Here is a 21,025-nt window from a genome sequence, read left to right on the forward strand (position 1 = left end):
TCCGTTGTTCAGGCGCTTTCCGTGCTGTCGATCCAGCCCCCGCCAACTACGCGATCCCCGGCATAAATCACGGCAGCCTGCCCTGGGGCGACCCCATATTCGGGATTGGCAAAGCGAAGCGTTACCGCTTCCCCGTCACCGAGGGAACCTTCCAGAGTGACCGGGACCGGTTTTGCCAGCGACCGCACTTTTGCGGTCAGGGATTGGCCGGTCTCCGGTGCCGGGAGTGGGCCGATGCGGTTGGTTTCGATAACCTGGGCCTTGCCGACGGCCAGCATCCGCTTCGGACCCACGCGGACCTCTGCCTTGTCGGCATCGAGTGCGACGACGTAGAGAGGTTCCGGCTGGCCGCCGATTTCCAGCCCCCGTCGCTGGCCGACCGTATAATGAATGACCCCGGCATGCTGCCCCAGAACCTCGCCCGATTCCGCATGGACGATCGCCCCGGCCCGGCCACCTGAAGGACGCACGGATTTGACGACCTTGGCATAGTCGCCGTCCGGCACGAAGCAGATGTCCTGGCTGTCTGGCTTGGCCGCGACGCGCAGGCCGGCGCTTTCGGCAATCCGCCTCACTTGCTCCTTGGGCATGCCACCCAGCGGAAAGCGCAGGAAATCGAGCTGAGGTTCGGTCGTCGCATATAGAAAATAGCTTTGATCGCGGGCGGGATCGCACGCGCGGTGCAGTTCGGCGCCGCCGGGACCGGAAACCCGCCGGACGTAATGACCCGTGGCTAGGCAATCCGCACCCAGATCCCGGGCCATTGCCAGCAGATCGGTAAACTTTGGCCCCATGTTGCAGCGGATGCAGGGAATTGGAGTGCGACCAGCCAGGTAATCGTCGGCAAAACGTTCGACCACTTCTTCGCGAAACGAAGACTCATGGTCGAACACATAGTGGGCGATCCCCAGCCGATCGGCAACGGCCCGCGCGTCGCGGATATCGTCTCCGGCGCAGCATGCGCCCTTGCGTCCGGTAGCCGCGCCATAATCATAAAGCTGCAACGTGATGCCGATGACTTCCGCACCGGTGGCGGAGGCCAGTGCCGCCACGACTGAACTGTCAACGCCGCCGGACATGGCGACCACGATCCGACACGCCTGCGCCGCGCGCGGCAGATCGAAGAGGGGGGCCGGGTCGAAATCCAGAGCAAGGTCTACAGGCGAACTCATGGAACGCCCCATACACGTGCCCGGGCCTTGCGGCAAAGTTGCTTTGCCAACGCTAGTCCTAAGTAAAGGGCGCCTTTACCCTATTTTGACGAAAGCAGGGTTACAACGCCTCTCATGTTCGAGAATATCAGCATTACGGGGCGGGGCGTTGTCTCCATGCCGCCGGGAAGTCCTGTGACCGAGGGCTCGGCCATGGAAGGATTGCGCCCGGTCGGCTGGCCGGAATTGATCGCGCGCTTTTCCGCCGCCTGCGATTTGCGCCATGCCATTGCTGCTTCGCGAGAGGCTGGGCGGGGCAGTTTCGATCGGAGCGCGGCACATCACTTACATCACCTAGGGCAGGGCAAGCAGATCGTTAACCCTGACGGTTTAGGTGATCGTAAAGCTCGCGCGGCTAACGACGGTGGTGACGGGATTAACGCTGGGATCGGCGATCGAGGAACAATATGATCGAAAACCAAAAAATCCGACCGGCGCAGGTTATCGGCCCTCTCGGAGAGCCTCTGACGCTTGACAGCCTGCCTCCGGCCAACACACGACGCTGGGTCGTTCGCCGCAAGGCGGAAGTTGTCGCTGCCGTAAACGGCGGCCTGCTGACCATCGACGAAGTATTGGAACGGTACGACCTTACGCTGGAGGAATTCGCTTCCTGGCAACGTGCGGTCGATCGTTCGGGTATGCAGGGTCTGCGCGTAACGCGCATTCAGCATTACCGCGATTTGTATGAGCGTCAGTTGAAATACTGATTTTGCCAAATCGAATACAGCGGGAAAGGGCCGGGAAACCGGCCCTTTTTTCTTTGGCTGGAGCAAAATCGAAAGATCTGCGTTTACCTGATGTACTGTGAATGTCGGTTGCCGGATTACAGGCGCCGAATCGAACGGTCGAGCGAAGTTACGTCACGTGCCGAAAAGCCGGTTCTGGCGGGACTATGTTAAAATAGACAGGAGGACGGCAGATGGGTTGGATTATTGCGTTGATCGTCGGCGGTGTCGCTGGTTGGCTGGCAAGCATGGTCATGAACCGGGATGCGTCGATGGGCGTATTGTGGAACATTATCGTCGGCTGCGTCGGTTCGGTGGTGGGTAATGCGATCGCGGGTCCGCTATTGGGAATCCAGGGTACCGTGCAGCGGTTTTCCCTGACCGGGCTGGTTATCGCCGTGATTGGCGCCGTCGTGTTGCTGGCCATTGTTAACCTGATTCAGCGAGGACGAATCCGTTAATGGACTGCAGGTCAGCGCACTGCGCTGACCGCACTGGATTGCCAGTGCCCTGTACGGGGGCTATGGCGGCCAAATATGAAGCTCGGGCCCGCACGTTGCGGGCCCGCCTATTGGCAGCCTTAGTTTACGGCAGGGGCGATGAATTACGAAACTCCCCTTGAGGCGGAAGCGGAAGACGCTCGGGCGCCGGAAGAAGACGCGGTCACAGCGACCGATGATGGCGTACCGCGCCGCAAGCTGATCTTCCTTGCCATTTTTGCAGGCGTTGTCCTGCTTGTCGTCGCGTTCCTGATACACAGCGGCCGCGATAGCGGACTGAGCGAGGAAGACGGATCCAGCCTGCCGGTAGTTTCCGTGCTCGCTCCTGGCATGACAAGCGTTACCGGGCAGATCAATGCAACCGGCTCTCTTGCGGCGCGGCGTGAAATGCCGGTCGGGGTCGTGGGAGACGGTGGCCGGGTCGTCTCGGTGCCGGTGGAACCGGGCCAGTGGGTCCGTCGCGGTCAGGTTCTGGCTGTGATCGATCGCTCGGTACAGAGTCAGCAGATTGCCAGCGCGGCCGCGCAAGTGGCCGCGGCCAAGGCGGATGCTGATCTTGCCCAGTCCAATCTGGATCGCGCCCTGAAGCTGGTTGATCGCGGATTCATTTCCAAGGCCGATGTCGATCGGCTGACCGCTACACGCGATGCGGCGGTTGCCCGCGTCGGTGTCGCACGTGCCCAGCTCGGGGAACTGAGGGCCCGGGCCGCGCGGCTGGACATCCTGACACCCGAAGCCGGCCTCTTGCTGACCCGCAATGTCGAGCCGGGCCAAGTGGTCAGCGGCGGGCCGACAGTGCTGTTCAGCGTCGCAAAAGCAGGTGAGATGGAACTGCTTGCCCGCCTTAGTGAGGAGGATCTTGCCCGGATCCGCGTGGGGCAAACCGCGCAAGTAATACCGGTTGGCTCCGACAAGAGCTTCACTGGCCAGATATGGCAGGTTTCTCCCGTGATCGACGATCAGACCCGGCAAGGCACGGCGCGTATCGCCCTGTCCTATGCACCCGAACTGCGCCCGGGCGGTTTCGCATCGGCAACCATACAGGGCGGGACCGTCGTCGCGCCGCTGCTGCCTGAATCCGCGATTCAAAATGACGAACAGGGCAGTTTCGTGTTCGTGGTCGGCAAGGACAACAAGGTCGCGCGCCGTGCGGTAAAGACCGGGCTCGTGACCGAGCAGGGCATTGTCATCACCGATGGTCTGAATGGCAAGGAGAGGGTCGTTTACCGGGCAGGGGCCTTCCTTTCGGCTGGCGAAAAGATCAAGCCCAAACTCGTCAAACCGGCGGCTGAATAGGCGGGCGGGCAGATGGGTCTGCGCAATATGTCCGCCTGGTCGATCCGGAACCCGATCGTTCCGTGTCTGCTGTTCGTAGGCTTGCTGCTCGCCGGTCTGGTGTCGTTCATGCGCATGGACGTGAACGACATGCCGGATATCGATTTCCCGGCGGTCACTGTCACGGTTACGCAGCCTGGCGCCGCACCATCCGAAATCGTTACCCAGATCACTGAAAAGGTTGAATCCTCGGTACGCTCGATCAGCGGTGTCGACTGGATCGAATCGACGGCGAGCGAAGGCAATTCCACGACGATCATTTTTTTCGCCATCGGGACCGATGCCAATGTTGCGGTGAGCGAAGTCAAGAATGCCGTCGATCAGATTCGCGGCGATCTGCCAGACGGCATTCTCGAACCGCGCGTGGCCAAGATCGATTCGGCGGGTGGCGGCCCGATCGGATATTTTGCCGTCAGCGCCGATGATATGACGATGGAGCAGCTGAGCTGGTTCGTCGACGATACGATTTCGCGGCGGCTGCTGTCTGTCGAGGGGATGGCGCAAGTATTCCGCGGTGGCGGTGTGGACCGGGAAATCCGTGTCGTAATGGATCCGGACCGCATGCAGTCGCTGGGCGTGACCGCGGGCCAGATCAATGCCGCGCTGCGTCAGGTCAATGTCGATGCCTCGGGTGGGCAGACAGAGATTGCCGGTGCACGCCAATCGGTCCGGGTACTCGGCAATGCCGCGGATGCGCTGGCCCTGTCCCAGACCCGTATCAGCCTGGGCAATGGCCGGGTCATCAAGCTGGGCGATGTCGCCAAAGTCTATGACGGCTATTCCGAGCAAATTTCGATCGCCAAGCTCAACGGGCGGCAGGTCGTCACGTTCGGTATCCAGCGTGCGCGGGGGGCCTCCGACGTCACCGTCTATGACGGCACTTTGGAGGAACTGGCCAAGATACAGGAAGAAAATCCCGGGGTGCGGGTTACCCCGCTTTTCACCACGGTCGATTATACGAAAGGGCAATATCTGAGCTCGATCGAGGCCATGGTGGAAGGGGCGATTCTCGCCGTGATCGTGGTCTTCTTCTTCCTGCGTGACTGGCGCGCGACGATCATTGCCGCAGTCGCGATCCCATTGTCGGCCATCCCGACTTTCTGGTTCATGGACCTTTTGGGGTTCACGTTGAACACCTTCTCCCTGCTCGCGCTCAGTCTCGTCGCGGGGGTGCTGGTCGATGATGCGATCGTGGAGATCGAAAACATCGTGCGCCACATGCGCATGGGCAAGACAGCCTATCAGGCAGCGATCGACGCCGCAGACGAAATCGGCCTTGCTGTCGTCGCGACGACATTTTCCATTGTGTCGGTATTCCTGCCGGTTGGCCTGATGCCCGGCGTATCGGGACAGTTCTTCAAGAATTTCGGTCTGTCTGTCGTTGCGGCAGTGCTGATGAGCCTTGCTGTCGCGCGCATGATTACGCCGATGATCGCGGCGTACTTCCTAGAAGCCAAGGGCGCGGGCAGCCATGGCGAAGGCAAGTTGATGGATATCTACATGCGCGTCTTGCGCTGGTCCCTCGACCGGTCCGCCGCCGATGCCTATCGCGAACGCACGGGGCATTCCCATCACTGGCGCGTGCGTGTGGCGGCCTATCTGCGCGATCACCGGATCTGGATGCTGGGAGTAGGGCTGGGCGCCTTGGCCTGCACCCTGTTGCTGCTCAGCGTATTGCCTGCGCAGTTCATGGCAAATGCCAACAACGATTCGAGCCAGGTCAAGATCGAGATGGTGCCGGGCACCACTCTTGAACAGACCGAAGCGGTCACCGATGAAGTCGTTGCCAAACTGAATCAGCAGCCGGAAGTGAAGCTGGCCGTCAGCGTGATCAACGAAGGCAATGCCGATATCTACGTTTCGTTGAACAAGGACCGCGAAACCACCAGCATCGAATTCGAACGCCGTCTCGCCCCCCAGTTGCAGGAAATTCCCGATGCCCGGGTGAGCTTCGCAACACAATCGCAAGGTGCGGGATCGGGCCGCGATATCACGGTCATGCTGACCGGGTCTGACCCTGAATTGCTGCACCGTACGGCACAGACCCTGGTCGAACAGATACGTTCCATCCCCGACGCGGTCGCGCCGCGCATCGCGGCCGATCTGCAACGCCCCGAATTGATTATCGAGCCGCATTTCGATCTGGCGGCGCAGCTTGGCGTGACGACAGGGGCACTGAGCGAGGCAGTGCGCATTGCAACTCTGGGCGAAATCGACAGGGACACGGCCAAGTTTTCGCTCGCGGACCGTCAGGTGCCGATCAGGGTGATTCTGCCGAAGTCATCGCGGCGGGATCTCTCGACAATTGAAAACCTGCCGGTGCCGACTGTGAGCGGCGCATCGGTGCCGCTCAAACGGCTGGCGACGATCCGCTTTGGCGCAGGGCCCACTCAGATTCAGCGGTATAACCAGGCGCGGCGGGTGTTCATTGGCGCCGATCTCGCCCCGGGCGCGGTCAAGGGACCGGTCGACGAGAAGATCAAGAAGCTCCCCATCATGCGCGACCTGCCCAACGGCATCAGCACTGAGGCTGTGGGCGAAGCGAAGATGGAACAGGAACTGATCGTCAACTTCAGCACGGCGGTGGTCAGCGGCATCCTGCTGGTCTTCGGGGTGCTTGTCCTGCTCTACAAGCGTATCGTGTCCCCGCTGGTGAACATGACCTCCCTGTTACTGGCTCCGCTGGGCGGGCTCATTGCCGTGGTGTTGATCGGGCAGCCGCTGTCGATGTCGGTTTACATCGGGATATTGATGCTACTCGGTATCGTGGCCAAAAACTCCATTCTATTGATCGATTTCGCGATCGAGGAAATGGAACGCGGTGTACCCAAGCTGGAAGCGATCATCGATGCCGGGCACAAGCGTGCACAGCCCATCGTGATGACCACGGTGGCCATGACGGCGGGCATGGTTCCGACTGCGGTCTCGCTTTCCGGCGATGGTTCCATGCGTGCGCCGATGGGGACGACGGTGATCGGCGGGCTGCTGCTTTCGACCGTACTGACGCTGGTAATCGTCCCGGCCGGTTTCAGCCTTGCCGACAGCTTTGAGAAGCGTCTGGGGCCATGGCTGCGGGATCGCTTCCTGACCTATCGTCCAGGCGATGAGAGGGGGGGCAGCAGGACGGCCCCCGCCGAGTGAGCGAGACCGGCTCTTTCCCGACCATGCGTGGCGGAGAGCAGCGCCTCCGCCGGATGCGCCTGACCGCTACCGGGCTGCTCTTGCTAATGGCGGCATTGTTCCTGCTGGCACGACACAATGCCGGTCTCCATCCGGCGTGGGGCTATCTGCTGGCTTTCAGCGAAGCTGCCATGGTGGGCGGTTTTGCTGACTGGTTCGCAGTGACGGCGCTGTTTCGCCGCCCTCTGGGGCTGCCGATTCCCCACACGGCGATCATCCCAGAAAACAAGGATCGCATCGCGGACACGATGGCAGTGTTCCTGCGCGAGAATTTCCTGACACCGCAAGTCGTGGCGCGGCGCTTGCGGGGCATGAATCTTGCGGCGACCGCAGGCCGGTTCCTGGCGGAAAACCGCACCGGCGAGCGGCGGTTGCGGGACGGCGCGACCGGGTTGATGGCCGATATTCTGCGCTCGCTGGACCAGAACTGCCTGGGCGGGATGGTGAAGGAAGGTCTGCGGGCCCAGCTGCACAAGATCGAGGTCGCGCCTCTGGTGGGGCAGATGATCGGTGCGGCCATTGCCGACAGACGGCACCTGCCTGTGATGGATAGCGCGATACGCTGGATCGGGCGGACGCTGGAAGAGAACGAGGAACTGGTGCGATCCATCATCGCCCAGCGCGCCAATCGCCTGTTCCAGCTCACAGGCCTTGATGCGAGAATCGCCAACGCGGTGCTGGACGGGATGTACAAATTGCTGGCCGAATGCGCTGTCCAGCCGGATCATCCCCTGCGACATCGCGTGGAAGAAGGGTTGCAGGATCTTGCCCACGGATTGCAACACGATCTGGCACTGCGGGCCAAGGTCGAGGCCATGAAGCTGGAACTGCTTGCCGACCCTGCGGTGGGATATTGGCTCGATGGACTGTGGGAACGGTCGCGCGCTGCTCTGCTGAGGGCTGTGGACGATCCCGAACAGGCGTTGTCCGGGCAGTTTGGGGCGATGCTCGCTGAATTGGGCGGGGCGCTCGAACGCGATCAGCGGTTGCAACTCCTGATCAATCGGTTTGCGCGTCGGACGCTGGTCGGCGTTGCATCCCGCTATGGCGGGCAAATCGTGCAACTCGTGTCGGAAACGGTGCGTCGTTGGGATGCCCGGACAGTCACAGGGCGGATCGAAATGGCTGTCGGTCGCGATTTGCAGTTTATCCGTATCAACGGGACCATGGTCGGCGGAATGGTCGGGCTGGGCCTGCATTTCATCGACGGCATTCTCTAACCCGAAGATATTCTGCCCGGGATACGGAAACGCCCCCGGACCGCTTGGGACCGGGGGCGCTCGATAATTCGCCGGGATCCGGTGTTATCAGACCTTTTCGGTCAGTTCCGGCACAGCATTGAACAGGTCCGCAACCAGCCCAAGGTCGGCGACCTGAAAGATCGGTGCATCTTCGTCCTTGTTGATCGCGATGATCGTCTTGGAGTCCTTCATGCCGGCCAGATGCTGAATCGCACCGGAAATACCGATTGCGATGTACACTTCCGGGGCGACGATCTTGCCGGTCTGCCCAACCTGATAGTCGTTAGGCACATATCCAGCGTCGACCGCAGCACGCGAAGCGCCAACGGCCGCGCCGAGCTTGTCGGCCAACGGGAAGATGTACTGTTGGAAGGTTTCGCTGTCTTTCAGCGCGCGGCCACCGGACACGATGATTTTGGCGCTGGTCAGTTCGGGGCGTTCCGACTTTGCGATTTCGGAGCCGACATAGCTCGAAATACCGGCATCGCCGGGGCCGGACACTGCTTCGACAGTGGCGGACCCGCCAGTGGCTTCGGCCTTGGCAAATGCCGTACCGCGCACGGTGATGACCAGCTTCGCATCGGACGATTCGACCGTTGCGATGGCGTTACCGGCGTAAATCGGGCGGGTGAAAGTCTTGTCACCTTCGACCGAGAGAATGTCCGATATCTGCATCACGTCGAGCAGAGCCGCGACGCGAGGTGCGACATTCTTGCCGGTGGTGGTGGCCGGCGCGACAAAGGCGTCGTGGCTGCCCATCAGGTCCGCAATCAGCGGAGCGACGTTTTCGGCGAGGCCATGACCATAGGCGGCATCGTCCGCCAGGTGCACTTTGCCGACACCGGCAATCTTGGCGGCTTCGTCGGCAACTGCGGCGCAGCCTTCACCGGCGACGAGGAGGTGAACTTCGCCAAGCTGCGAAGCGGCGGTCACTGCGGCGAGAGTCGCATCCTTGACCGAGGCGTTGTCGTGTTCGACCCATACGAGCGTCTTCATGAGGCGTTCCTTGAATTCCGTTGCATCAGGCGGGGATCAGGCGATCCCCAGCTCCTTGATCTTGGCGACCAGTGTATCGACGTCCGGCACTTTCACACCGGCCTGGCGCACTGGCGGTTCGCTGACCTTGAGGGTCTTGAGACGCGGTGCAATGTCGACGCCATAGTCGGCGGGGGTTTTGTTCGCCAGCGGCTTGGACTTCGCCTTCATGATGTTCGGCAGCGAGGCATAGCGCGGTTCGTTGAGACGCAAGTCAGTGGTGACAATGGCAGGCATCGTCAGTTTCACCGTTTCGAGACCGCCGTCGACTTCGCGCTTCACAGTCACCGAATCGCCATCCACGGTTACTTCGCTGGCGAAGGTTCCCTGGGGGCGGCCGGTCAGTGCGGCCAGCATCTGGCCGGTCTGGTTGGAATCGTCGTCGATGGCCTGCTTGCCGAGAATCACGAGGCCGGGGGTTTCCTCGTCAGCGATGGCTTTGAGGATCTTGGCAACGGCCAGCGGTTCCACTTCGTCATCGGTCTGGACGAGAATGGCGCGGTCGGCGCCCATGGCCAGCGCCGTGCGGAGCGTTTCCTGAGCCTTGGCGGGGCCGACGGAAACGGCGACGATTTCCGTCGCAACGCCTTTTTCCTTCAGCCGGATGGCTTCTTCGACAGCGATTTCGTCGAAGGGATTCATGCTCATCTTGACGTTGGCGAGGTCGACACCCGTGCCGTCCGCTTTCACGCGCGGCTTCACGTTGTAGTCAATTACCCGCTTTACGGGCACGAGGATCTTCATTGGCTCTTATCCTTCTTGGGTCGGCTGGCTGGCATCGTCGTTTGCGATTGTGCCGGGCCGGTCATGTGAACGAACCTTGTGGCAGCCACTTGCGGCCATGGAGGCGCGTGGTCAAGCCCCCGGGCCCCTCGCATCGCGTTCACATTTGCGCCGTTGCCGGCTGTGATGCGAGAGGGGGAAGGTTCGATTTCCCGTCTGGGACCCCTTGAGAAAGGGGAGGCCGCGCTCAGGCGACCTTTTTGACTTCGGCAACGATCTTCTGCGCGGCGTCGCCCAGATCGTTGGCGGAAACGATCGGCAAGCCTGAATTTTCCAGGATTTCCTTGCCCTTTTCGACGTTGGTACCTTCGAGGCGCACAACCAGCGGGACCGAGAGGTTCACATCCTTTGCTGCGGCAACGATGCCGTCCGCAATGACGTCGCACTTCATGATGCCGCCGAAGATGTTGACCAGGATGCCTTCCACGGCCGGATCCGACAGGATGATCTTGAAAGCCGCGGTAACCTTTTCCTTGTTGGCGCCGCCACCGACGTCCAGGAAGTTGGCCGGGAATGCCCCGTTCAACTTGATGATGTCCATCGTCGCCATGGCCAGGCCCGCGCCGTTCACCATGCAGCCGATGTTGCCGTCGAGCTTGATGTAAGCGAGATCGTACTTGCTCGCTTCCACTTCCATCGGATCTTCTTCGGTTTCGTCACGCATCGCTTCGACATCGGCGTGACGATAGAGGGCGTTGCCGTCGACGCTCATCTTGGTGTCGAGCACGAGCAGCTGACCGTCCTTGGTTTCGACCAGCGGGTTGATTTCAAGCATCTCGCAATCGAGATCCATGAAGGCGGTATAAAGCTGCTTGGCCAGCTTGGCCGCCTGCTTGTTCAGATCGCCTTCCAGTTTCAGCGCGAACGCCACGGCACGGCCATGGTGCGGCATGAAGCCCTGGGCGGGGTCGATGGTGATCGTGGTGATCTTTTCCGGAGTCGAATGGGCGACTTCCTCGATGTCCATGCCGCCTTCGGTGGAGACGATCATGGCGACGCGGCCCGATGCGCGGTCCACGAGCAGCGAGAGATAGTATTCTTCCGCGATGTCGACGCCGTCGGTCACGTAAAGGCGGTTGACCTGCTTGCCCGCTTCGCCGGTCTGCACGGTCACCAGCGTGTTGCCGAGCATTTCCTTGGCGTTGGTTTCGACTTCGTCGATGCTCTTCGAAAGGCGGACGCCGCCCTTGCCGTCAGGGCCGAGTTCCTTGAACTTGCCTTTGCCGCGGCCGCCGGCATGAATCTGGGCCTTCACGACATAGAGCGGCCCAGGCAGCTTCTTGGCGCCTTCGATCGCTTCCTCGACGCTGAGGGCGGCATGGCCGGCAGGAATGCCGATGCCATATTTCGCGAGTAGTTCCTTGGCCTGGTATTCGTGAAGGTTCATGTCGATTGCTTTCCGCTGGATTCGGGTTGTCGAAGTGTTTGCCGCGCGCCTTTGCACATCGCGGGGCGCTTGAAAAGTGCTGCGGCGCAGCGCAAAGCAGCAAATTGTACGCCAGAAGATGATTGATCATGACCGCCTTGATGAAATTGTCCGCCAAGCAGGAGCGATTGCGCTCGCCAGCTGGCCGGGGGGCGGGCACGAGGTCGAACGGTGGGAGAAGAGCCCCAACAACCCCGTTTGCGCCGCCGATCTGGCGGTCGACAGTTTCCTGAAAAAGGAACTGGGCGCCTTGCTTCCCGCTGCCGGGTGGCTTTCCGAGGAAACCGTCGATCATCCCGAGCGGCTTGGCCGAGGGCTGTGCTGGCTGGTCGATCCGATCGACGGTACGCGCGATTATCTGCGTGGGCGGACTGGCTGGGCGATTTCGGTGGCTCTCGTCAGTGCGGGGCGACCGTTGGTCGGCCTGCTCAACGCCCCGGCCCGGCATCAGGAATGGCGCGCAATCGCCGGACAGGGCGCCTGGCGCAACGGAATGCCGATCATGGCGAGCCAGCGCACGGTGTTTCCCGGCTCCCGCGTGCCGGCGGATTCGCTTCCGCGCGAAGACGGTGACCTGCAAATGGTGGAAAAGCCGAATTCCATCGCCCTGCGCGTGGCCATGGTCGGTGCGGATGAGGCCGATCTCGTGGCGACACTACGCTGGGGCTACGAATGGGATATCGCCGCAGCCAGCCTGATTGCGCGCGAAGCAGGTGCGGTGGTCAGCGATGCGTTCGGCAATACGCTGGCCTTCAACAAGGCCGATCCGCGGGCTTTCGGTCTGCTGGTCAGCGCGCCCGCGATTCATGCGGAGGCAGTCGATCGGTTGGCTGCAAGAGCCGCAGAGCTGGCGCAGCCGGGCAAATAATTGCCCACGAAAAAGGGGCCAGCCTCGCGGCCAGCCCCTTCCGCCCCTCGCGGGGCCGGGTACGAAGATGTCAGTAACCGCGTCGTGCGGCGTCGACTTCTTCCTTGGAGATCGGCGTGATCTTGATTTCCACACGGCGATTGCGAGCGCGGCCTTCCGCCGTGTCGTTACTGGCGACCGGATAGCGTTCACCGAAACCCTGCGAACGGATGCGTGACGATGAAACCCCGCGCATGGAGAGGTAATCGGCCACCGACCGGGCGCGCCGTTCCGACAAGTCCTGATTGTAAGTGTCGGAGCCGGTGGAATCGGTATGTCCGTAAACGTCGATCAGGCTGTCGGGATATGTTTTGAGATTTTCCGAAATCTGATTCAGCGTGCTCTGGAAGCCGGGGCTGATCGTGGTGCTGTCCACCGCGAACGTCACGCCATCGGGCAAATTGACCAGAATCGCGCTACCATCGTCGACTTCGGTAACGTCAATCCCGGAACCGGCAGTCTGTTCTTTCAGTTCCTTGATCTGCTGGTCCATCTTGTAGCCGACCACGCCGCCGGCGACGCCGCCGATGCCGGCACCCACGATCCGGGCGGTTTTGCCGCCAATGATTCCGCCGAGCAGATAACCAAGCGCTGCACCGCCAGCACCGCCAATGGCGGTTCGTGACACTTTCTGTTCACCGGTATTGGGATCGGTGACGCAAGCCGTCACGGTGACGAGTGACAGGGCGGCAAGGCTCGAAACGAACAAGCGTGATCTTTGCATGCGGGCACCATCCTCTCAAATCCGACATCGGGAACCGCCCCTGCGGCCCCTGCTGCGGTTGTTTCTTCCGCTTCAGGTGAATGGAAGATTGACCGCTCGCCCCACCAACGCTGATGTGGTGCAAGCGTTCCCGGCGGGACTACCCAAAACTCTTCGCGTCGGCGCACCTTTCTGCTAGCGGGTCTTTCATCGTGGCACCTTTTCCTTGGTCTGACGTAGTCGTCATCGCGGCGTTGATTTTGCTCAACGGCCTGTTCTCCATGTCCGAACTGGCGATTGTATCCGCCCGGACCGCGCAGTTGCGCGTTGCGGCCGAGCGTGGCAGCGCCGCGGCCCGCACTGCGCTGGCGCTGGCGGCCGATCCCGGCAAATTCCTCTCCACCGTGCAGATCGGGATCACGCTGGTCGGGATCATTGCGGGTGCCTATTCAGGCGCGAGCCTGGGCGGACCCGTGGGGGAACGCCTGGCCGGACTGGGCGTGCCTGCCGATTTTGCGGACGATAGCGGTTTCGCACTGGTAATCGTGCTGACGACCTACTTCAGCCTCGTGATCGGGGAACTGGTGCCGAAGCAACTGGCGTTGCGCGCGGCAGTGCCGGTTGCGCTGATCATGGCCCGGCCCATGGCCATTCTGGCGCGAGTGGCGGCACCATTCGTTTGGGCCCTAGACCGGTCGTCGGCAATGCTGATGCGATTGTTCGGCACGCCACCCAAAGGCCAGGGTCAGTTGACGGCGGAAGAGCTGCAGATGATCTTTGCCGAAGCGACGCATAGCGGCGTGATCGAGGAAGGCGAACGGGCTGTCCTGTCCGGCGTGATGAAGCTGGTCGATCGCCCGGTACGGGAATTGATGACCCCGCGTACGGAAATCGACTGGATCGAGCAGAGTGCCGATGCGCAGGAAGTGCTGCGGCGTATTGCGCAGTCGCCTCATTCCGTCCTGCCCGTGGCGGAAGGATCGACCGATCGGATCGTTGGCGTGGTTAAGGTTCGCGAAGTGCTGGCCGGGCTGATCGAGGGGAGCCCGCCGGAACTGTCGGAGCTGCTGCGCGAACCGGCCATCGTTCCTGATCGGATCGACGCGATGGATGCCTTGCGCATTCTCCAGCAGGCCGATGTGGCAATGGCAATGGTCCATGACGAATATGGCCATCTCGAAGGGATCGTGACGCCAACCGATTTGCTGACGGCGATCGTCGGCCAGTTTGCCGGTCACCAGGACGAAGGTGACGAACCCATGGTGGTGGAACGGGCAGATGGATCGCTGCTGATTTCAGGGGCGATGCTGGCCGATGAAATGAGCGAAAGGCTCGGTCTGACGCTGTCGGAGGATCGCGAGTATGCGACGGCGGCAGGTTTTGTCCTGTCAGTGCTCAAGAAGCTTCCACACGAAGGGGAGGCGTTCGACGAAGGTGGCTGGCGTTTCGAAGTGATCGACATGGACGGCCGGCGAATCGACAAGTTGCTGGTGCAACGTCTGGAAGTGCCGGAAGAGGCAGAGAGCGAAGACTAGGTTCCACGCGGAAGCTTGGTGTGGCGCATAAAAAAGGCCCGCCATACGGCGGGCCTTGTTCTATCCATCGAATATGTCCGAATCAGCCGGGAATGACGGCACGGGCGACCTGCCCATCGCTCTGCGGTGCGGCGAGAAGGTCACGGGTAACCGCGCCCTTCGCCACGGAATTCGTGTTGGCGTCGCCTACGGTCGAGCGAATGCCGGGAGCGGCTGTGCCGGCCTTGTCCAGGGCGCTGGTTTCCAGATCGCTGCGCGGGGCTGGGCCGCCGAACAAGGCTTCGAGTGCTTTCTGGCTGGCGCTGCCTTCGATCGGACGCGGTGCGCCTGGCTGCGGCGGGGCCATTTCGAAATCAGGCGGAACAACCAGCGGGGCCTGGCGCTGAACGGCCATCTCATCCGGCCGTTCACGATTGAAGATGCCGCCGCCGCCGCATGCCGAAAGCGCCACCGAACCGGCGGCCAGAAGAAGATAGGCGTGGATCTTGGGCATGATTTCAGGTCTCCGCGGGGCTGCTGCCCGTCTCGTCAGTTTCGGTATTGCTGGGCTTTTCGCGCAGGAAGAAGGATCGGGCAAGGATAATTACCACGCCGATCGTAATCGCGGCGTCGGCAACGTTGAAAATCAGGAATGGACGGAACGTCCCGATGTGAAAATCAGCGTAGTCGATGACGTAGCCGTACGTATAACGATCCCGGATATTTCCCAGCGCTCCACCAAGGACGAGGGAAAGGGCTGCGATGTCCCACATTGCCTTTTCACGCATCATCCAGATGAATACCGCAAGCGCGATAAGGGCCGTCACCCCGACCAGTATCCAGCGGGTTTCCACCGAATTGGCCGTGAACATGCCCAGGGAAACACCGAAATTCTGCGTCCAGCGCAAATCGAAGAAGGGCAATAACTCGATCACTTCGCGATCACGCAAGGCAAGCGGGCCAAGCATCAGCCATTTCACGAACTGGTCCAACGCGAAAATGGCCCCGGCCAGCAACAAGCCGATCCGCCGATTGGGCGTCAGCCAGCTCATCCGGCGTCTTCCACGGTGGCGAGTGCGTCCTCGCAACGGCCGCAGAGCGTTCCATCTTCCTTCACATCGGGCAAATGGCGCCAGCAACGGCCGCATTTGTGATGAGTGGTGGGTTCGACGCGCATCTCGCCTTCATCGCTGCATGTGACTGTCGAAGTGATGAACAGCTCGGTCAGTGCGGCATTGGCGGTTCCGGCAGGAACGGCTGCAGCGGGGACGGTGACCTGTGCCTCCAGCCCGGAGCGGACGGTCTTTTCCCGACGCAACGGTTCGATCGCCTCGTTCACCTTTTCGCGCAGGGAGCGCAGCTGTGTCCACTTGTCCATGTCGGCTTCGGCGGACGGCAGGTCCGGCCATTCCAGCAGGTGCACGCTGTCGCCGGCGGGGTAGCGGGTGCTCCAGACTTCCTCGGCCGTATAGACCACCACCGGCGCGGCATAGCGGACGAGAGCGTGGAACAAAGTGTCCAGCACCGCGCGATAGCTGCGCCGCCGCGGGTCGTGCGGGGCATCGCAATAGAGACAGTCCTTGCGGATATCGAAGTAGAATGCCGAAAGATCTTCGTTGCAGAAGTCGGACAGGGCGCGGACGTAGGCATTGAAATCGAAGGCATCGACCGCCTGGCGCAAGGTCGCATCCAGCTGGCCGACCAGGACCAACATGTAGCGTTCCAGCTCGGGCATTTCAGTTACCGGCAGGCGTTCCGCATCGTTGAAATCACTCAGCGCGCCGAGCATGTAACGGAAGGTGTTCCGCAGCTTGCGGTACTGGTCCGCCACGCCTTTCAGGATTTCCGGCCCGATCCGGTGATCTTCCGTATAGTCGACGGACAGTGCCCAAAGGCGGATGATGTCCGCACCGTAATCGCGCATCACGTCCAGCGGGCTGACCGTATTGCCGAGGCTCTTGGACATCTTCATGCCCTTGGAGTCCATCGTAAAGCCGTGCGTCAGAACCGCCTTGTATGGCGCGCGACCGCGGGTGCCGCAGCTTTCCAGCAGGCTGGACTGGAACCAGCCACGATGCTGGTCGCTACCTTCGAGGTAGAGGTCGGCCGGCGGGCCAGCATAGTCTGCCGGGCGCGTGAGTTCGGGCCAGCGGCCACTTTCCAGCACGAAGGCATGGGTGGAACCGGAATCGAACCATACGTCGAGAATGTCGGTGACCCGCTCGTAATCTTCGGCGTCGTAGGCATTGCCCAGCAAAGCCTGGGCGTTTTCCTCGTCCCAGGCATCGACCCCGCCATGATGAATGGCCGTAACGATGCGGGTATTCACTTCGGGATCGCAGAGGTATTCGCCGGTCTTGCGGTCGACGAACAGCGTGATCGGCACGCCCCAGGCGCGTTGGCGCGAGAGGACCCAGTCGGGGCGCCCTTCCACCATCGAACCGATGCGATTGCGTCCCTTTTCCGGAACGAAGCGCGTGGCCGACAGGGCGCGCATTGCCGTCTGGCGCAAGGTTTCCCCGTCCCCCTGCGCGGCACGGATTTCCGCTTCTGCGGCGCAGCGAGGCGTATCGCGGTCAATCACCTTGTCCATCGGCACGAACCATTGCGGCGTGCAGCGGAAGATGACCTTGGCCTTGGAGCGCCACGAATGGGGGTAGGAATGCTTGTAGTCGGCGCTGGCGGCCAACAGCGCGCCCGTTTCGTGCAGGTCCTGACAAACCGGGCCTTCGGGTGCGTTGAACTTGGGATGGATCACCGACATGCTGCGTTCGTCGGTGCGCGGCAGCCACAGCCAATCCTCGCGATAGCGGCCATCGGCCTCCACCACGAACTTGGGCCCGATTCCGTGTGCCTTGCACAAATCGAAATCGTCCTCGCCATGGTCGGGCGCCATGTGGACAAGGCCCGTGCCGCTGTCGGTAGTGACGAAATCGCCGGGCAGGAATGGGCGCGGATCGGCAAAGAAGCCGCCCAATGCGTGCATCGGGTGGCGGGCAACCGTCCCGGCCAGTTCTTCGCCATGATAAGTGCCGAGAGAATACTCGCTCAGCGTGATGTCGCCTTCGGGATCTTCCGCTACCGGCCCCAGGCCCGTGCGCGCGAAAAAAGCTTCGAGCAGGTCGACAGCGATCAGGAAACGTCGCCCGTCATGCGCGCGATAGTGATGATATTTCACGTCCGGCCCATAGGCGAGGGCCTGATTGACCGGGATCGTCCAGGGCGTCGTCGTCCAGATCACCGCATAAGCACCGATGAGGCTCTCGATCGGCGAATCCGTGATTTCGAACGCCACATCGATCTGGGTCGAAACGATATCCTCGTATTCGACTTCGGCCTCGGCCAGTGCGGTCTTTTCAACCGGGCTCCACATCACCGGCTTGGCGCCGCGATAGAGTTGGCCGCTTTCCGCGAACTTCAGCAGTTCGGCCACGATTGTCGCCTCTGCCTCGAAATCCATGGTGAGGTAGGGCTTGTCCCAATTGCCGCAGACACCGAGCCGTTTGAGCTGTTCGCGCTGCGTATCGACCCAGTGCTGGGCATAGGCGCGGCATTCGGCGCGGAATTCCTTGGCGGGAACCTCGTCCTTGTTCTTCTTCTTCTTGCGGTACTGTTCCTCGACCTTCCACTCGATCGGCAGGCCGTGACAGTCCCAGCCGGGAACGTAGGGAGCATCCTTGCCCAGCAGAGTCTGGGTGCGGCAAACCATATCCTTGAGAATGTGGTTCAGCGCATGGCCGATATGCATATCGCCGTTGGCGTATGGCGGGCCATCGTGGAGGATGAACTGTTCGCGACCCTTTCGCGCCTCGCGAATGCGGGCATAGAGGTCGGCCTCCTCCCAACGCGCCAGAATGCCCGGCTCCTTTTGCGGAAGCCCTGCTTTCATGGGGAAATCGGTCTTCGGAAGGAAGACGGTGTCTTTGTAGTCGCGCTGTTCGCTCATAACCCAAGCCTCATTGAGCGTGGGCGCTTAGGAGCTTCCGCGCCGTGTCGCAATCCTTGTGCATCTGCGCCACCAGGTCGTCGAGCGTTGCGAACTTCGCTTCAGGCCGGAGGAAATGGTGGAAGGCGACCTCGATTTCCTTGCCATAGAGGTCGCCGGAAAAGTCGAAGAAATAGGGTTCCAGCAATTCCTTGGGCGGATCGAACTGCGGGCGGATGCCGACGTTCGCCGCACCATGCAGCACCATGTCGTCTCCGATAACGCGCCCCATCACCGCGTAAACGCCGAATCGCGGACGCAGGCAGCAATCGAGCGGAATGTTGGCAGTGGGAAAGCCAATCGTGCGCCCAACCTTGTCACCATGCTGGACAATGCCGCGAATAGCGAAAGGGCGGGTCATCAACCGGGTGGCGCTTTCCGGATCACCGGCCTTGAGCGCTTCGCGAATGCGGCTGGAAGAAACGACACCATCGCCATCATGGACCGGGCCGACCGTGGATGCGGTAATTCCCAGTGGGGCGCCCAGTTCACGCAGCACGGCAGGATTCCCGCCCCGGCCCTTGCCGAACGTGAAATCTTCGCCCGTTACAACGCCAGCGATGCCCAGGTGATCGTGCAGGCCATCTTCCACCCATGCTTGCGCTGACATGCCGGCGACATCCGCGTCGAACTGGATGACCAGCATCGCGTCCGCTCCGGCAGCGGCGAAAAGTTCCTGCCGCTGGTCGAGCGTGGTGAGGCGAAACGGCTCAGTCTGCGGATTGAAATAGCGGACCGGGTGGGGATCGAACGTGGCGACAATCGCCGGGCGGCCTTCTGCGCGTGCCATGCGAATCGCTTCACCGACGACGGTTTGATGCCCCCGGTGAAAGCCGTCGAAGTTGCCCAGGGCCAGAATGCCGCCGCGCAAATGCTCGGGAACCGGCGAACGAGAGTGGAGGCGGGCAATGGGCTGGCTCATGCGGCACGCTCCAGCGTGACGAATGAAAAGGCCGGGCTCTCCTGTTCGGCGGGATGATCTTCTCGCGCGGTTTCGTGCCATTCGCCACCCAGCGGAGGCATCAGCGTGTCGCCATCGTAGTTGCCGTGGACTTCGGTCAATTCGATCCGCTGGGCCCGTGGCAGGAACAGCTCGTAGACCTGCGCTCCACCGATGACCGGGATTTCGCCCGCCCCTGCGGTTTCCAGTGCCTGATCCACCGTCTGGACGGCCTCAGCCCCTTCCGCGCGCCATGTCGCATCGCGGGTGAGCACGATATGCCGCCGGCCGGGCAGCGGCTTGCCGAAACTTTCGAATGTCTTGCGACCCATGATCATCGGCTTGCCCATGGTCATCCGCTTGAATCGCTTGAGATCGGCGGGAATATGCCAGGGCAGGGCATTGTCCCGCCCGATCGTTCCGTTGGCGGCGCGTGCGCAGATCAGGACTACCTCCTGTTCCATCTGCGGTCTCTAATCCCGCACCAGACGCGTAACATGGCCCATCTTGCGGCCCTTGCGCGCTTCGGCCTTGCCATAGAGGTGCAGATGGTTGGCGGGGTCTGCCAGGATTGCAGGCCCTTTAAGAGCTTCTTTCCCGATCAGATTGCGCATTTCCACGCGCGGCGCTGTCAGTGCCGTGTCTCCCAACGGCAACCCGCAGATCGCCCTGATGTGATTTTCGAACTGGCTGGTGAGCGCGCCTTCGATAGACCAGTGGCCGGAATTGTGGACCCGGGGCGCCATTTCGTTGAAAACCGGTCCGTCGGCCGTGGCGAAGAATTCCAGTGTGAGCACGCCGACATAGCCCAAGGCGTCGGATACATCGGTTGCGATCATTCGCGCCGTTTCGAGCTGGTCCAGCACCAGCGGGCAAGCTGGAACGGTGGACCGGGCAAGGATGCCGTCTTCATGGACGTTTTCCGCGCTGTCCCAGAAGCGGATCTCACCATCCTGCCCTCGCGCGAGAATGACGGAGAATTCGGCGTCGAACTGGACGAAGCCTTCATAGACGAGCTGTTGCCCGGCCAGCGGCACGCCTTGCGCCTCATGCACGCTTGAAATTCGCCACTGGCCTTTGCCGTCGTACCCGTCCCGCGTGGTCTTGACGATGCCCGGGGTGCCGATCCGTTCCAGCGCCTGTTCGAGATCTTCACGCGAATCGACGGCCGCGAAAGGAGCGGGGCGCCCGCCGAGATCTTCGACAAAGCGCTTTTCCTTCAATCTGTCCTGCGCAACTTCCAGAGCGAGCAGATTGGGGGCAAGCATGGATTCGGGAATGGCGCGCAGCGGCGCAACCGGGATATTCTCGAACTCCAGAGTAATCACGTCGCAGTCTTGCGCGAAACGGGCCAGCGCGTCGGTATCGGTCCAGTCGGCGCATGTGAATGCGGCACTCACTTCGGCGGCGATGCTGTCTCGTTCGGGCGCATAGATATGACAGCGGTAGCCAAGCTGTGCCGCTGCCATGGAGAGCATGCGGCCAAGCTGGCCCCCGCCCAGAATGCCGATCGTGGCGCCCGGTTCAATCATCCGCCGCG

Annotated in this window: 19 protein-coding genes; 8 read left to right on the forward strand and 11 right to left on the reverse strand. The window is 61.7% G+C overall.

Going from position 1 to position 21,025, the window contains the following annotated elements; genetic code table 11:
- Nucleotides 1-8: 8 nt before the first annotated feature.
- Nucleotides 9-1,172, reverse strand: a complete 1,164-nt coding sequence (gene mnmA / locus MB02_RS09560) for a tRNA 2-thiouridine(34) synthase MnmA (protein ID WP_067536117.1) — start codon at nt 1,170-1,172, stop codon at nt 9-11.
- 174 nt (nt 1,173-1,346) lie between these two features.
- Between mnmA and MB02_RS09565 the strand changes: the two genes are divergently transcribed.
- From MB02_RS09565 to MB02_RS09590, 6 genes are all read left to right on the forward strand, one after another.
- Nucleotides 1,347-1,622, forward strand: coding sequence for a hypothetical protein (locus MB02_RS09565; protein WP_206598585.1), 276 nt, complete (start codon nt 1,347-1,349; stop codon nt 1,620-1,622).
- A complete protein-coding gene (sciP, locus tag MB02_RS09570) occupies nt 1,619-1,918 on the forward strand; it encodes a CtrA inhibitor SciP (RefSeq protein WP_067536123.1) in 300 nt (99 codons plus the stop codon). The genes MB02_RS09565 and sciP overlap by 4 nt, the downstream gene beginning before the upstream one ends.
- Before the next feature lie 212 nt (nt 1,919-2,130).
- Entirely contained in the window at nt 2,131-2,397 is a 267-nt protein-coding gene (locus MB02_RS09575) for a GlsB/YeaQ/YmgE family stress response membrane protein (RefSeq protein ID WP_067536126.1), read from the forward strand.
- Between the two features lie 138 nt (nt 2,398-2,535).
- The gene (locus MB02_RS09580) at nt 2,536-3,732 is read left to right on the forward strand and encodes an efflux RND transporter periplasmic adaptor subunit (protein WP_067536130.1); all 1,197 of its coding nucleotides are present in this window, start codon (nt 2,536-2,538) and stop codon (nt 3,730-3,732) included.
- A 12-nt stretch (nt 3,733-3,744) separates the two neighbouring features.
- On the forward strand, nt 3,745-6,912 hold the full coding sequence (locus tag MB02_RS09585) for an efflux RND transporter permease subunit (protein ID WP_067536134.1): 3,168 nt from the start codon (nt 3,745-3,747) through the stop codon (nt 6,910-6,912).
- 53 nt (nt 6,913-6,965) lie between these two features.
- Nucleotides 6,966-8,171: a DUF445 domain-containing protein gene (locus MB02_RS09590; protein WP_067536451.1), complete on the forward strand. Its 1,206-nt coding sequence runs from the start codon at nt 6,966-6,968 to the stop codon at nt 8,169-8,171.
- Between the two features lie 87 nt (nt 8,172-8,258).
- Here MB02_RS09590 and MB02_RS09595 read toward each other — a convergent pair whose 3' ends face one another.
- From MB02_RS09595 to sucC, 3 genes are all read right to left on the reverse strand, one after another.
- Nucleotides 8,259-9,188 carry an electron transfer flavoprotein subunit alpha/FixB family protein gene (locus MB02_RS09595; RefSeq protein ID WP_067536137.1) on the reverse strand — a complete coding sequence of 310 codons (930 nt, stop codon included), beginning with the start codon at nt 9,186-9,188 and terminating at the stop codon, nt 8,259-8,261.
- Nucleotides 9,189-9,224: 36 nt separating this feature from the next.
- Nucleotides 9,225-9,971 carry an electron transfer flavoprotein subunit beta/FixA family protein gene (locus MB02_RS09600; protein WP_067536141.1) on the reverse strand — a complete coding sequence of 249 codons (747 nt, stop codon included), beginning with the start codon at nt 9,969-9,971 and terminating at the stop codon, nt 9,225-9,227.
- Between the two features lie 226 nt (nt 9,972-10,197).
- Nucleotides 10,198-11,397, reverse strand: coding sequence for an ADP-forming succinate--CoA ligase subunit beta (gene sucC / locus MB02_RS09605; protein ID WP_067536144.1), 1,200 nt, complete (start codon nt 11,395-11,397; stop codon nt 10,198-10,200).
- A gap of 118 nt (nt 11,398-11,515) precedes the next feature.
- Between sucC and MB02_RS09610 the strand changes: the two genes are divergently transcribed.
- Complete coding sequence (locus tag MB02_RS09610) at nt 11,516-12,304, forward strand: 3'(2'),5'-bisphosphate nucleotidase CysQ (RefSeq protein ID WP_067536454.1); 789 nt, start codon at nt 11,516-11,518, stop codon at nt 12,302-12,304.
- 70 nt (nt 12,305-12,374) lie between these two features.
- Here the strand turns inward: MB02_RS09610 and MB02_RS09615 are convergent, their stop codons facing one another.
- Entirely contained in the window at nt 12,375-13,067 is a 693-nt protein-coding gene (locus tag MB02_RS09615) for an OmpA family protein (protein ID WP_067536148.1), read from the reverse strand.
- 191 nt (nt 13,068-13,258) lie between these two features.
- On the opposite strand from MB02_RS09615, the gene MB02_RS09620 reads away from it, so the two are divergent.
- On the forward strand, nt 13,259-14,581 hold the full coding sequence (locus MB02_RS09620; protein ID WP_067536152.1) for a hemolysin family protein: 1,323 nt from the start codon (nt 13,259-13,261) through the stop codon (nt 14,579-14,581).
- 82 nt (nt 14,582-14,663) lie between these two features.
- Here the strand turns inward: MB02_RS09620 and MB02_RS09625 are convergent, their stop codons facing one another.
- Genes MB02_RS09625 through MB02_RS09650 form a run of 6 tightly spaced genes read right to left on the reverse strand, consistent with a single transcriptional unit; the run spans nt 14,664 to nt 21,017 of the window.
- Nucleotides 14,664-15,074, reverse strand: coding sequence for a DUF3035 domain-containing protein (locus MB02_RS09625; RefSeq protein ID WP_067536155.1), 411 nt, complete (start codon nt 15,072-15,074; stop codon nt 14,664-14,666).
- Between the two features lie 4 nt (nt 15,075-15,078).
- The gene (gene lspA / locus MB02_RS09630) at nt 15,079-15,612 is read right to left on the reverse strand and encodes a signal peptidase II (RefSeq protein WP_067536158.1); all 534 of its coding nucleotides are present in this window, start codon (nt 15,610-15,612) and stop codon (nt 15,079-15,081) included.
- Nucleotides 15,609-18,506: an isoleucine--tRNA ligase gene (ileS, locus tag MB02_RS09635; protein ID WP_067536161.1), complete on the reverse strand. Its 2,898-nt coding sequence runs from the start codon at nt 18,504-18,506 to the stop codon at nt 15,609-15,611. The genes lspA and ileS overlap by 4 nt, the downstream gene beginning before the upstream one ends.
- A 10-nt stretch (nt 18,507-18,516) precedes the next feature.
- Complete coding sequence (locus tag MB02_RS09640; protein ID WP_067536163.1) at nt 18,517-19,467, reverse strand: bifunctional riboflavin kinase/FAD synthetase; 951 nt, start codon at nt 19,465-19,467, stop codon at nt 18,517-18,519.
- Nucleotides 19,464-19,949: a dihydrofolate reductase gene (locus MB02_RS09645; RefSeq protein ID WP_067536167.1), complete on the reverse strand. Its 486-nt coding sequence runs from the start codon at nt 19,947-19,949 to the stop codon at nt 19,464-19,466. Before MB02_RS09645 ends, MB02_RS09640 begins: the two co-directional genes overlap by 4 nt.
- Nucleotides 19,950-19,958: 9 nt before the next feature.
- Entirely contained in the window at nt 19,959-21,017 is a 1,059-nt protein-coding gene (locus MB02_RS09650) for a 5-(carboxyamino)imidazole ribonucleotide synthase (protein WP_067536171.1), read from the reverse strand.
- Nucleotides 21,018-21,025 lie beyond the last annotated feature (8 nt).

This window comes from Croceicoccus estronivorus, assembly GCF_001625325.1.
GTDB classification, from domain to species: domain Bacteria; phylum Pseudomonadota; class Alphaproteobacteria; order Sphingomonadales; family Sphingomonadaceae; genus Caenibius; species Caenibius estronivorus.